The sequence below is a fragment of the Streptococcus sp. DAT741 genome (genome assembly GCF_009866825.1).
Classification (GTDB): Bacteria; Bacillota; Bacilli; order Lactobacillales; family Streptococcaceae; genus Streptococcus; species Streptococcus ruminantium.
Map to the genome: position 1 here is coordinate 444,983 of NZ_CP019557.1, position 12,542 is coordinate 457,524.

The 12,542-nt window shown below is 40.8% G+C and carries 12 protein-coding genes; 9 read left to right on the forward strand and 3 right to left on the reverse strand.

Annotated elements, in window-relative coordinates:
- Window positions 1-81 precede the first annotated feature (81 nt).
- The 8 genes from ftsA to ileS all read left to right on the forward strand — a co-directional run bounded on the left by ftsA (window position 82) and on the right by ileS (window position 8,818).
- A complete protein-coding gene (gene ftsA / locus BZG42_RS02285) occupies window positions 82-1,458 on the forward strand; it encodes a cell division protein FtsA (protein ID WP_120171379.1) in 1,377 nt (458 codons plus the stop codon).
- A 26-nt stretch (window positions 1,459-1,484) separates the two neighbouring features.
- The gene (ftsZ, locus tag BZG42_RS02290; protein WP_024532121.1) at window positions 1,485-2,720 is read left to right on the forward strand and encodes a cell division protein FtsZ; all 1,236 of its coding nucleotides are present in this window, start codon (window positions 1,485-1,487) and stop codon (window positions 2,718-2,720) included.
- Between the two features lies 1 nt (window position 2,721).
- Window positions 2,722-3,405: a YggS family pyridoxal phosphate-dependent enzyme gene (locus tag BZG42_RS02295; protein WP_155972633.1), complete on the forward strand. Its 684-nt coding sequence runs from the start codon at window positions 2,722-2,724 to the stop codon at window positions 3,403-3,405.
- A 4-nt stretch (window positions 3,406-3,409) separates the two neighbouring features.
- The gene (locus tag BZG42_RS02300) at window positions 3,410-3,970 is read left to right on the forward strand and encodes a cell division protein SepF (RefSeq protein WP_120171381.1); all 561 of its coding nucleotides are present in this window, start codon (window positions 3,410-3,412) and stop codon (window positions 3,968-3,970) included.
- A 4-nt stretch (window positions 3,971-3,974) separates the two neighbouring features.
- Window positions 3,975-4,238, forward strand: coding sequence for a YggT family protein (locus BZG42_RS02305; protein WP_024532124.1), 264 nt, complete (start codon window positions 3,975-3,977; stop codon window positions 4,236-4,238).
- A gap of 2 nt (window positions 4,239-4,240) precedes the next feature.
- A complete protein-coding gene (locus tag BZG42_RS02310; protein WP_120171382.1) occupies window positions 4,241-5,032 on the forward strand; it encodes a YlmH family RNA-binding protein in 792 nt (263 codons plus the stop codon).
- 8 nt (window positions 5,033-5,040) lie between these two features.
- Window positions 5,041-5,730 (forward strand): DivIVA domain-containing protein, encoded by a 690-nt coding sequence (locus BZG42_RS02315; protein WP_120171383.1) that lies wholly within the window; start codon window positions 5,041-5,043, stop codon window positions 5,728-5,730.
- Between the two features lie 298 nt (window positions 5,731-6,028).
- Window positions 6,029-8,818: an isoleucine--tRNA ligase gene (gene ileS, locus BZG42_RS02320; protein WP_155964110.1), complete on the forward strand. Its 2,790-nt coding sequence runs from the start codon at window positions 6,029-6,031 to the stop codon at window positions 8,816-8,818.
- Between the two features lie 181 nt (window positions 8,819-8,999).
- Here ileS and BZG42_RS02325 read toward each other — a convergent pair whose 3' ends face one another.
- The 3 genes from BZG42_RS02325 to BZG42_RS02335 form a co-directional block, all read right to left on the reverse strand.
- Window positions 9,000-10,598: a YSIRK-type signal peptide-containing protein gene (locus BZG42_RS02325; protein WP_159780138.1), complete on the reverse strand. Its 1,599-nt coding sequence runs from the start codon at window positions 10,596-10,598 to the stop codon at window positions 9,000-9,002.
- Window positions 10,599-10,788: 190 nt separating this feature from the next.
- The gene (locus tag BZG42_RS02330; protein WP_024532451.1) at window positions 10,789-11,097 is read right to left on the reverse strand and encodes a DUF1827 family protein; all 309 of its coding nucleotides are present in this window, start codon (window positions 11,095-11,097) and stop codon (window positions 10,789-10,791) included.
- 90 nt (window positions 11,098-11,187) lie between these two features.
- Window positions 11,188-11,649, reverse strand: a complete 462-nt coding sequence (locus BZG42_RS02335; RefSeq protein ID WP_024532452.1) for an NUDIX hydrolase — start codon at window positions 11,647-11,649, stop codon at window positions 11,188-11,190.
- A 342-nt stretch (window positions 11,650-11,991) separates the two neighbouring features.
- On the opposite strand from BZG42_RS02335, the gene tnpA reads away from it, so the two are divergent.
- On the forward strand, window positions 11,992-12,456 hold the full coding sequence (gene tnpA / locus BZG42_RS02340; RefSeq protein ID WP_155996283.1) for an IS200/IS605 family transposase: 465 nt from the start codon (window positions 11,992-11,994) through the stop codon (window positions 12,454-12,456).
- Window positions 12,457-12,542: the final 86 nt, after the last annotated feature.

The following is a 12,542-nucleotide window of genomic DNA, read 5'->3' on the forward strand; positions in this document are numbered from 1 at the left end:
ATAATGAAGGATGACTAATTGTACTATTTTTTTAAATGGACGATGAATTGTTAAAGTTGGAAGTAAGAGAGGACTGATAGAATGGCTAGAAGCGGCTTTTTTACGGGATTAGATATTGGTACAAGCTCCGTTAAAGTCTTGGTTGCAGAATATATTGATAATGAAATGAATGTGATTGGCGTCAGCAATGTCAAAAGTGCGGGTGTCAAAGATGGAATTATTGTAAACATTGAGGTTGCTGCTGGAGCAATAAAAAAAGCTATAGAGCAGGCAGAAGAAAAATCAGGTATTCGTATCGAAAAAGTAAATGTCGGGCTACCTGCAAACCTTCTTCAAATTGAACCGACTCAGGGAATGATTCCTGTCACAACTGATTCGCAAGAAATTACAGACTTGGATGTTGAAAATGTTGTAAGATCAGCATTGACAAAGAGCATGACTCCAGAACGTGAAGTTATCTCCTTTATTCCAGAAGAGTTCACCGTTGATGGTTTCCAAGGAATTAAAGATCCTCGTGGAATGATGGGGATTCGTTTGGAAATGCGTGGTATGTTGTACACAGGACCACGTACCATTCTTCACAATCTTCGTAAGACAGTAGAGCGTGCGGGTGTCCAGGTTGAAAACATTGTAATTTCTCCACTAGCCTTAACTCGTTCTGTACTGAATGAAGGTGAGCGCGAATTTGGTGCTACTGTGATTGATCTTGGTGGAGGCCAAACCACGGTAGCAGTTATGCGCGGTCAAGAATTACAGTACACCAACATCTATCAAGAAGGTGGAGACTATATCACAAATGATATTTCGAAAGTGTTGACAACTTCAAAGAGTATCGCAGAAAACTTGAAGTATAACTACGGTGTTGCCTATCCGCAAGATGCTAGCGACAAAGAGAAGTTTACCGTTGAGGTGATCGGCGAAAGTGCACCGGTTGAAGTAACAGAACGCTATCTTTCAGAAGTCATCGCCGCTCGGCTCCGTCAGATTTTTGATCGTGTGAAACAAGATTTGGAAAGGACACGTGCTCTTGATTTACCAGGAGGTATCGTTCTCGTTGGTGGAGGCGCAATTCTACCAGGGATTACAGAATTGGCTCAGGAAGTACTTGGAGTCAATACCAAGATTTTTGTGCCGAACCAAATCGGTATTCGCAATCCAGCTTTTGCAAGCGTGATTAGCTTTGTGGAGTATGTTGGTGAATTGGAGGAAGTTGAAAATATTGCACAACATGCAGTAAATGGTGAGACTGTTTTGAGACACAAACCGGTTGATATCCCTATCGCTCGTCCACGTGTTAGCCAACCAATCCAAAAAGAAATTGTGAACGAATTGAATACAGTTGATCATGAAGAGGAGCAGGCAGTCCCTGTTTACCATGATGAGGAAGAAATTCGTCCGGCTGCTAAGAGCAACATCACAGACCGCATTCGTGGTTTGTTTGGCAGCATGTTTGAATAAATAGAAAAGAAAAGGTGATTTAAACTATGGCATTTTCATTTGAAGCAGCAGCTAGTCATGGTGCTGTCATTAAGGTGATCGGTGTTGGTGGAGGCGGTGGTAACGCTATTAACCGCATGATTGAAGAAGGTGTGGCTGGTGTTGAGTTTATCGCAGCTAACACGGATGTACAAGCATTGAGCAGTTCTAAAGCTGAGACAGTTATTCAGTTGGGACCGAAGTTAACTCGTGGCTTGGGTGCTGGGGGTCAACCTGAAGTTGGTCGCAAGGCTGCTGAAGAGAGCGAAGAGGCACTGACGAATGTTTTGACTGGTGCAGATATGGTCTTTATTACTGCCGGTATGGGTGGTGGATCTGGTACAGGTGCAGCTCCTGTTATTGCTCGTATTGCAAAAAATCTAGGTGCTTTGACTGTTGCTGTTGTCACTCGTCCATTTGGTTTTGAAGGAAATAAACGCGGCAATTTTGCTATTGAAGGTATTGAAGGTCTTCGTGAACAGGTTGATACCCTCTTGATTATTTCAAATAACAACCTTCTAGAAATCGTTGATAAGAAGACTCCGCTTTTAGAAGCTTTGAGTGAAGCAGACAATGTTCTTCGTCAAGGTGTTCAAGGGATTACAGATTTGATCACTAATCCTGGTTTAATCAACTTGGACTTTGCTGACGTGAAGACAGTGATGGAGAATAAGGGGAATGCTTTGATGGGGATCGGTATCGGTACAGGTGAGGATCGCGTAATTGAAGCAGCTCGTAAGGCTATCTACTCTCCGCTTCTCGAAACAACTATTGATGGTGCAGAAGATGTCATTGTTAACGTTACAGGTGGCTATGATATGACTTTGACAGAAGCTGAAGATGCTTCAGAAATTGTCCACCAAGCTGCTGGCCAGGGTGTGAATATCTGGTTGGGTACTTCTATTGATGAAACAATGAAGGATGAAATCCGTGTAACTGTCGTTGCAACAGGTGTTCGTCAGGATTCTGCTGAAAAACCAGCTCGTCATCGTACAGAAGCTGTTGCACCACGTCACTCCCAACGTTTTGATTATTCGGTAGCATCTGCGACAGCTCCGACTCGTGGGGGCATTCAACAGACAGAGGCATCGAAAGCATCTGCATTTGGTGAGTGGGATTTACGCCGTGAGAACTTAATTCGTCCAACAGATACAGAGACACCATCGGGCGTTTCTGTTGAGAAGTTTACAATGGATCAGGATGAAGATGAGTTGGATACCCCACCTTTCTTCCGCAATCGCTAGGATGAGTATTCAAAAGAATAAGGAGGCTGTCTTTTCAGCAGTTCAATCAGCTGCTAAGAAGGCAGGCCGTCCCAGTGAATCAGTAGAGGTAATAGCTGTCACAAAATATGTTGACAGCTCTATTGCTAATGAGCTAGTGAAAACTGGAATTACTCATATCGGTGAAAATCGTGTTGAGCAGTTTTTAGAAAAATATAACGCTTTGGCGCATCACCAATTAACTTGGCACTTAATCGGTAGCTTGCAGAGGCGTAAGGTTAAGGATGTTATCCATCTTGTGGATTATTTTCATGCTTTGGATTCTGTCAGACTAGCTAAAGAAATTGATAAACGTGCTAGTAAGCCGATTAAATGTTTCCTTCAGGTTAATGTTTCTGGTGAGGAGAGTAAGCATGGTTTTGCTTTGTCAGAAATTGAAAGTGCACTGATTGACATCAGCTCACTAGAGAAGATTGAGTTAGTCGGCTTGATGACAATGGCTCCTTTGGGAGCGAGTGACAAGGAATTGGATAGCATTTTTTCTAAGATGAAGCAGATCCAGAAAGAACTAGCTGCCCGTAATTTACCGCGAATGTCCTTTACCGAATTAAGTATGGGGATGAGTGGAGACTTTGAACGCGCCATCGCTCACGGTGCTACATACGTGAGAATTGGCTCAATATTCTTTGAATGTGGGAGAGAGTGAATACATGGCATTAAAAGATACATTTAAAAACTTATTTAATTACTTTGAAGTTGACGATGTCAATGAAGTGGAAGAGCAGGAAGATGCCTACTCAATGCCTAACGATCGTCCTAAAATGCGTGTTGCCAATACTACAACTTCACCGGTGCGTGAGCAGCAACCAAGAGTAGAAACACGTCGGGAGACACGTTCAGAAAATCAACTTCAACGCCTACACGAAAGGCAGCAAGAATTGATGAGCAATAACAAAGAAAGAGAAATTATCAAGACAACCATTGATATAAAGTTTCCTAAGCGGTATGAAGATGCACCAGAGATGGTGAACCTTCTACTTGATAATGCGAGTATTCTGATCGATTTTCAATATATGTCAGAACAGCAAGCGAGACGTTGTCTAGATTATTTGGATGGTGCTCGTTCTGTATTGTCTGGCAACTTAAAAAAGGTGTCACATACGATGTGGTTGTTGACCCCGGTCAACGTTACAGTCAACATTGAAGAATTGCGCAATGCTAACACTAGCCAAGTAGCGGATTCACATTTTGATTTTGATATAAAACGGTAACGCTATGCAATTGTTGATTTTTCTAATTTTAAAAATTGTAGAAATCTATTCTTATCTTTTATTGGCTTATGCTTTATTAAGTTGGTTTCCAAATTTATATGCGACCTCGCTTGGACGTTTGATTCAATGGTTAGTGACACCAGTGTTAAAGCCTTTTAGACGTCTTAATTTGCAGTTTATGGGGTTAGATTGGACCGTCATGGCTGCAATGATTGCATTAAATATTGGAACTCGTCTTCTACTTCGACTACTGATTTTACTAGTTTAGTCATGAGGAATGAGAAAAACTTGTTGCAGCATTTTGCCAAGGAAGAAAGGGAATTTGTAGAGAAAATTATGGATATGTGCCAGCAGGTCGAAGAGACATATTCCTATAGATTAACACCCTTTCTGCATCCCAGACAAGATGACATTGCATGTAAAATTGCTAACTATTATCAGTTACAAACTTTTTCCAGTCGAGATTTTGTGCCAACGGAACATTCACGGGTTATTATTGCTCCAAGTTATTATGAATTAGATATTCAGGACTTTGAGCTAACAGCTCTGGAATTATCCTATGCTAGAAAATTTCACAATTTGTCACACTCTCAAGTTCTTGGAACTTTTCTCAATCAGTTGGGAATAAAAAGAGAATACTTGGGTGATATTTTAGTAAGCGATGACCAACTGGTTGTTTTTCTAGATCAAAAGTTTGGGAAAATTGCCTTGCAATCCATTACGAAAATTGCTCGAGTTCCTGTAAAGGGAATGGAGAAAGACTGGATGACTATTCGAATGACAGTGAAACAAGACTGGCATTCAAAAGATGTACTTGTTCCCAGTTTGAGACTAGACAAGTTGATTTCAGTAGCTTTTAACCTTTCGAGATCAACTGCTCACAAGCTGATAGAAGGAGGGCATGTCAAGCTGGATTATGTACAAATAGAACATCCCAGCAAACCAGTTGAAAGCGGTCAGTTAATCAGTGTGAGGAAATACGGTAGAATCCGACTAAATGAATTTTTAGGTTTTTCTAAGCAAGGAAAGATAAAATTAAAGTTAGACATTGTTAAAACTTAGGAGGAAAGATGGCACTTACAGCATTAGAATTAAAAGATAAAACTTTTGCGACAAAATTCAGAGGATATGATGCGGATGAAGTTGATGATTTTTTGGATATTGTAACACGCGACTATGAAGATTTGATTCGTAAAAATCATGAGCAAGAATTGGAATTGAAAAATTTACGTGAGCGTTTAGCTTACTTTGATGAGATGAAAGAATCTCTGAGTCAATCAGTTCTATTGGCTCAAGATACAGCCGAAAAAGTAAAGCATGCTGCTGAAGATCAGGCCACCAATATTATCAAGCAAGCCGACTATGATGCAGCGACCTTGCTACATGAAGCGAGAGATAGAGCAAATGAAATTCTTCGCAGTGCAACTGATAATGCAAAAAAAGTTGTTATTGAAACAGAGGAATTGAAAAATAACACGCGTATTTTTCATCAGCGCTTAAAATCAACGATAGAAAGTCAGCTCTCATTGGTTAATTCGTCTGAATGGGAGGAGATTCTTCGCCCAACAGCTAGCTATATCCAAACAAGCGATGAAGCGTTCCGAGATGTCCTTCGTAAAGCGTTGGATGAAGAAGTAGTCGTTGAAGAAGAGAGTTTGGATTACACGCGCCAATTAACACCGGAAGAAATTGCAGAATTAACCCGTCAGGCTGCTACGCTGGAGATGGATGGGACTGTAGAATTTCCGACTGAAGAATAACGATCATCAGCAAAGACACTGTTAATAGAAATATTTTTAGCGAGTAGGAGATGGTGGAAGTCCTACAATCCCTTTCTAGAGATAATCCCTTTGCATGATTTTTCCTGAAAAATAGTAGGGGAAGACGTCTGTTCACGTTACGAACATAGAGGGATAGGGGAGACTCTATCTAAACTAAGGTGGTACCACGAACTTTCGTCCTTATTGGCGGGAGTTTTTTAATTTTCTATGATTATTAGTAATGCTGATAGTATAGAGCTGTGAAAAATAATAAAATAGAATGTAAAAAGGAGTTATGATGAAGTTAAAAGAAACGCTTAATTTGGGGAAAACAGCTTTTCCTATGCGTGCTGGATTGCCAACACGTGAACCTGAATGGCAAAAGGCATGGGATGAAGCAAAATTATATCAAAAACGTCAGGAGTTGAATGCAGGAAAACCTGCCTTTCATCTGCACGATGGACCTCCTTATGCAAATGGGAATATTCACGTTGGTCATGCCCTGAACAAAATTTCCAAAGATATTATTGTTCGTTCCAAATCAATGATGGGCTTCCGTGCACCATTCGTGCCAGGTTGGGATACGCATGGACTACCAATTGAGCAAGTTTTGGCCAAGCAAGGTGTTAAACGCAAGGAAATGGATTTGGTGGAATACCTAGAAATGTGTCGCGATTACGCCCTTAGTCAGGTTGATAAACAGCGAGATGACTTTAAGCGTTTGGGTATTTCTGCTGACTGGGAAAATCCTTATATTACATTGACAAAGGACTACGAAGCTGCTCAGATTCGTGTCTTCGGTGCGATGGCAAACAAGGGCTATATCTATCGGGGAGCTAAGCCTGTTTATTGGTCTTGGTCTTCTGAGTCGGCTCTTGCAGAAGCTGAGATTGAGTACCATGATATTGATTCGACTTCTCTTTACTATGCCAACAAGGTCAAGGATGGCAAGGGAGTATTGGATACAGATAGCTATATCGTAGTGTGGACAACAACTCCATTTACAGTGACAGCTTCACGTGGTTTGACAGTCGGTGCAACTATTGACTATGTTCTTGTTCAACCTGTTGGTTCAGAACGTAAGTATGTTTTGGCAGAGGCTTTGATAGATACCTTAGCTCCTAAGTTTGGTTGGGAAAGTTTTGAAGTCATCTCAAAACATAAAGGAGCTGAATTTGAATACATTGTAACAGAACATCCATGGGATACAGCAGTTGATGAGCTGGTTATTTTGGGTGATCACGTAACGACAGACTCTGGTACAGGTATCGTCCACACAGCTCCTGGCTTCGGTGAAGATGACTATAATGTCGGTGTAAAATATAATCTTGAAGTAGCGGTGACTGTCAATGAACGCGGATTGATGATGGAAAATGCCGGTCCTGATTTTGAAGGTCAGTTCTACGATAAGGTAGTACCGACTGTCATGGAAAAATTGGGGGATCTGCTTCTTGCTAGTGAAGTTATCAATCACTCCTACCCATTTGACTGGCGAACTAAGAAGCCAATTATCTGGCGGGCAGTACCACAATGGTTTGCTTCTGTGTCTCAGTTCCGTCAAGATATTTTGGATCAAATTGAAGCGACAACATTTATCCCGTCTTGGGGCAAAACACGTCTCTATAATATGATCCGTGATCGTGGTGACTGGGTTATCTCTCGTCAGCGTGCTTGGGGTGTGCCCCTCCCTATCTTCTACGCAGAAGATGGAACAGCCATCATGACTAAGGAAGTAACAGATCACGTTGCTCAACTCTTTGAAGAACATGGCTCCATTATCTGGTGGAAATCTGAAGCGAAAGACCTCTTGCCGACCGATTTTAGCCATCCAGGGTCCCCAAATGGTATTTTTACTAAAGAAACCGACATCATGGATGTATGGTTTGACTCAGGTTCTTCCTGGAATGGTGTCATGAATGCTCGTGAGTCCCTTGCTTATCCGGCTGATCTTTACTTGGAAGGATCTGACCAATACCGTGGTTGGTTTAACTCATCCTTGATTACGTCTGTCGCAGTCAACGGACATGCACCTTATAAATCAGTCTTATCACAAGGCTTTGTCCTGGATGGAAAAGGTCTTAAAATGTCTAAGTCTCTTGGAAATGTTATCGTACCAAATGATGTTGCCAAGCAATACGGTGCAGAAATCCTACGCCTATGGGTAACGTCTGTTGATACCTCAAATGATGTTCGTGTGTCTATGGATATTCTAGGTCAAGTTTCTGAAACTTACCGTAAGATTCGGAATACCCTCCGTTTCTTGATTGCTAACACTTCTGATTTTAATCCTGCAACAGATACAGTAGTCTATGAGGAACTCCGTTCTGTTGACCAGTATCTCCTTGTGAAATTTAATAAGCTGGTGGCTCAGATTCGCCAAGCTTATGAAAATTACGATTTTATGGCAATCTACAAGTCTGTTGTAAACTTTGTAACTCTTGATTTATCAGCCTTCTATCTAGATTTTGCCAAGGATGTGGTTTATATTGATAGTGCAAAATCCCTTTCCCGTCGTCAAATGCAGACTGTTTTCTATGATATTTTAGTTAATATTACTAAGCTTTTGACACCAATTTTGCCACATACAGCAGAAGAAATTTGGGCATATTTGGAACATGAAGAAGAAGAGTTTGTTCAGTTGGCGGAAATGCCAGAGGTAACAACTTTTGCAAATGAAGCGCAGCTACTGGCTGACTGGGAAGCCTTTATGAACTTCCGTACACAGGCACAGAAAGCATTGGAAGAAGCGCGTAATGAGAAAATCATTGGTAAATCTCTTGAGGCGCATCTGACAGCCTATGTTTCAGCAGAAACCCAGTCATTCTTGGAAAGTTTGAATGCTGATCTTGCTCAGCTTTTGATTGTTTCTGGTTTGACAGTGACGAGAGAAACTGCTCCAGCAACAGCAGTGGTGGTGGACGAGGTTGCCTTTACTGTTGAGCGAGCGGCAGGTGAAGTCTGTGAGCGTTGCCGCCGCATTGATACAAGTGTTGTCAAGCGTAGTTATGGTGTGACAATTTGTGATCATTGTGCGAGTGTAGTAGAGGAAAACTTTGCTGAGGCAGTCGCTCAGGGGTTTGAGGCATAGAACGAATTTATCAAGTCTATCTCTAAGTGGGATAGACTTTTTCAGTTTCCTTCGGTTTTTTTTAAAATAAACAAGCAAGCTCCAATCGAACTTGCTTGTCTATTTTATATTTTAAACTTTAATTTATATGGTAGAGGTGATGGTTAAGTGATGGGGTTATCCGATCACGATTATTTCTTTTTTATTTTTTTCGTCTCTTGATTTGAGACATTCCCAAGAATCCTAATAATCCACTTCCCAGTACTGCAAGGATAGATGGTACCTCACCTGTATTTGGCAAGACTTTCTTAGGTTTAGATGGCATAGCTTTCTCTGTTTTCTTAGGAGCAGGAGCTGGCTTCTTATCCTTAGGTTGCTCAGGTTTCTTGCCTTCAGGTTGAGTTTGTTTCTCATCCTTAGGTTTCTCAGGTTTCTTGCCTTCAGGTTGAGTTTGTTTCTCATCCTTAGGTTTCTCAGCTTTCTTGCCTTCAGGTTGAGTTTGTTTCTCGTCCTTAGGTTTCTCAGCTTTCTTGTCTTCAGGTTGAGTTTGTTTCTCGTCCTTAGGTGGAGTTGGCTTGTCTTCTTTCTTAGGAGCAGGAGTTTCTTTAGGTGTATCTGACAATTTTGTCAAGACGAGAGTAATTGTCTTAACGGTAGGGTCTAGTTTGTCGTAACCTTCTTTTTTCTCAATCTTGTATGTATCAGATAGACTTTCTGTCAGCTTCTTGATTTCTGCTTCAAGCTCTTGAGGAGTTCCGTAGAACGGACGACTTTGTCGGCTACCGCCATCACCGTTTGTTTCTAATACAATAATGCTCTTATGCTGATTGAAGACCAGTAGGATTCGATTTTCTCTTTCAAATCGGTCAACATAAGGATAACCATTTTGTTTGTATTTCTCTATTGCTTTATCCAAGGTTGCTTTCAGCTCTTCTGGCGTACCTTTGAAGTTCACTTCTTCTGTCTTATCTTTTGTTTGATAGAAGAGTTTGTAGTCTTTCTTCATGCTATCATCTTGCTTAGGCTGAGATGGAGCAGGTTTCTCTGTATCCTTCTTAGGTTCTGGAGTAGGAGCAGGTATTTCGTCTTTCTTAGGTGCTTTCTGTTCAGGAGTTGCTTCCGGAGCTTTGTCAGATTTTGGTGTTAATGTTAAAGTGATTGTTTTTTCATGTTCTTTCTTTTCCTCAGAACGTTTTACATCATAGGTTTTCTCCAGTTCAGAGGCCCACTCTTTAATTTTTTTCTCCACATCTTGCTCTCTATTCTCGCCGTAGAACACAGAGGTTTGTTTGCTTCCATCTTTACCGGTTGTTTCTAGGATAATGTAAGTTTTATAGCGATGGAAGATGAGCAACGTATTGTTTCCGTTATCAAATTGATCATAGTGTGGGTAGCCAAGTTCAGTATATTTGGCAGCGGCTTTTTTAATCTTATCTGCTTTCTCTTCTTCTTTGTCAAAACCTTCTTTTTCAGTCTCACCAAGAGGTCTTGCTTGTCCATTTAGCTCTCCTCTTTCAGAAAGTCCTTTTCGATAGTAGAGCCAGTATTTGTGATCCTTCTCCTGTGTTCCTTCTTTAGATGTTGGTTCCGTAGAAGTGGTTTCTCCGCTCGTAGTTGCAGCAGTTGGTTCTTCACTAGTGACAGTAGCTTTACCGGTTGAAGCAGTCGTGTTATCTGCTGGAGTGTTTGCCTGAACAGCTTGTGTTGAAAGTCCGAATAGCAACGTTGTTCCAATGAGAATCGAGCCGGCACCAGCTTGCAATTTGCGAATACTGTAATGCCTTTTCTTCTGTGGAGTCATAAAAAAAATATCTCTCTTTCTTTATTCATTTTATGTATGTCATTATAACATATTAAAAGATATAATTTCCTTTCTTATGGTCATTGTTATGGAAAAATTATCTTTAAGAATATACTGAAAATTTAATATTTATTGATTTTTTATGCTTTTTATCGATTTATAATCCAGAAAAAAAGAAGCCGCTGGCTCCTTAAATTTCTGCAATAATGGGAATAGACATCTCAATCAACCGATCCGTATGAATCGTCTGAATGGTTGCCGTATTGATGGTTCTTTCATCGATTTTACGATGAAGAAAGAAGTCACGGATCTGCTCGATTTCGGACTGTTGTACTGCACGGTATTTGTTGCTAATCAAGAGTTCGTAGTGACGGGGGGCCTGGGTAAAAATAACGTCCGTATTGCCAGCAGAATACGTCTCTACTAGAAAAGCATCAGTATTAGCTAACTGATTTTGGACAAGGTGGGGATGGCTATTTGTCGTGTTTATAATCTTCATGAGGAACCTCCTCGTAATATAATTGTGGGGATTTTTCAATCCCAAGCTCTATATCTCTGGCTACATTATAGCATGCTGAGAGCATTTTTACTAGCTATTGAGTGAATTTTCTTGCAATTTCCATTGCTCAACACCCCATTTGTGGCTTCCACGTTTGAGTTTTTTTATCGCTTCATCAACCGGAAACCAAGCGATATGGTTAAAATCTTCAAGAGGCTGTCCGATTTGATGGTAACTGGTGACTTGGTAGATATGAGCTGGATTGTAAAAGTGAGTATCACGGTGACTAGAGTAGAAATACTCATCAGCCTGTCCGTAGTAGTGTCCGATTTCGGCGGTAAATCCGAGTTCTTCCATCAGTTCACGCTCTAGAGCAATGAGGTGGTTTTCTCCTTTTTCAATTTCCCCACCGGGGAGGAACCAGGCACCATTTGGTGCTTGAATGAGGATGAGGTGCTCTTTTGTTTCATCGGGAATCACCGCATAGACACCAAAGCGGCTCTGGTAGTCAATACCAGCTTTCTTTTCTCCAAAAACAGTAATATTATCCATAGACAGTTCCATCCTTTTTCATGATTGGAATGAGTTTTCTACATTATACCACTTTTTTACCATTTTTCCTTGTGATAACCTTTACAAAGGAGATATTTTCAAAGTTCTTAGCTGACTTGATTCGATTTTGGTCATTGTGTAAAGGGAGTTTTTGAGAAAAATAGAACCGCTCGATGAGCGGATTCTATCTTTGTTATGTGACTTTAAGTCCGTCACGCTCCGAAGGTGCGTGACCAATAAACCACCCGCTATGCGGGTGCGCATCGAAGGTTATACCAAAAAAACTCCAAACGCGATACAATAAAGGTGTTCAAGCCTATTGTAGAGCGAAAGGAGAAAAATATGGCTCAAAAAGCACATAGTTTATCACACACAAAGTGGAATTGTAAATATCACATTGTGTTCACCCCTAAGTATAGACGAAAAGTCATCTATAATCAATATCGAAGCAGTTTAGGAGAGCTATTCCGCCGTTTATGTAGCTATAAAGGTGTTGAAATTATAGAAGGACATTTAATGCTAGATCATGTTCACATGCTAGTTAGTATTCCACCAAGAATCAGCGTTTCCAGTTTCATGGGCTATTTAAAAGGTAAGAGTGCTCTTATGATGTTTGATAAACACGCCAATTTGAAATATAAATTTGGCAATCGCCATTTTGGGGCAGAGGGTTATTATGTAAGCACAGTAGGACTTAACGAAGCCACGATTAAAAAATATATACAGGAGCAAGAGAAACATGATATCGCACTTGATAAATTGAGTGTGAAAGAATACGAAGATCCCTTTAGGGATAATGGCAAGTAATACTAACGCCTCTTAAAGAGGCGAGTGACGAGTCAAAAGCGGTTAGGCTTGAACAAAGTGAAAGCCAGCGTCTTTAGGCGCTGGCT

Bases quoted from the DNA above. Each gene is read 5' to 3' on its own strand.
- BZG42_RS02300 (WP_120171381.1), top strand. From the start codon at position 3,410: ATGGCATTAAAAGATACATTTAAAAACTTATTTAATTACTTTGAAGTT.
- BZG42_RS02330 (WP_024532451.1), bottom strand. From the start codon at position 11,097: ATGAAGATTATAAACACGACAAATAGCCATCCCCACCTTGTCCAAAAT.
- ileS (WP_155964110.1), top strand. From the start codon at position 6,029: ATGAAGTTAAAAGAAACGCTTAATTTGGGGAAAACAGCTTTTCCTATG.
- ftsA (WP_120171379.1), top strand. From the start codon at position 82: ATGGCTAGAAGCGGCTTTTTTACGGGATTAGATATTGGTACAAGCTCC.
- BZG42_RS02310 (WP_120171382.1), top strand. From the start codon at position 4,241: ATGAGGAATGAGAAAAACTTGTTGCAGCATTTTGCCAAGGAAGAAAGG.
- tnpA (WP_155996283.1), top strand. From the start codon at position 11,992: ATGGCTCAAAAAGCACATAGTTTATCACACACAAAGTGGAATTGTAAA.
- BZG42_RS02325 (WP_159780138.1), bottom strand. From the start codon at position 10,598: ATGACTCCACAGAAGAAAAGGCATTACAGTATTCGCAAATTGCAAGCT.
- ftsZ (WP_024532121.1), top strand. From the start codon at position 1,485: ATGGCATTTTCATTTGAAGCAGCAGCTAGTCATGGTGCTGTCATTAAG.
- BZG42_RS02315 (WP_120171383.1), top strand. From the start codon at position 5,041: ATGGCACTTACAGCATTAGAATTAAAAGATAAAACTTTTGCGACAAAA.
- BZG42_RS02305 (WP_024532124.1), top strand. From the start codon at position 3,975: ATGCAATTGTTGATTTTTCTAATTTTAAAAATTGTAGAAATCTATTCT.
- BZG42_RS02295 (WP_155972633.1), top strand. From the start codon at position 2,722: ATGAGTATTCAAAAGAATAAGGAGGCTGTCTTTTCAGCAGTTCAATCA.
- BZG42_RS02335 (WP_024532452.1), bottom strand. From the start codon at position 11,649: ATGGATAATATTACTGTTTTTGGAGAAAAGAAAGCTGGTATTGACTAC.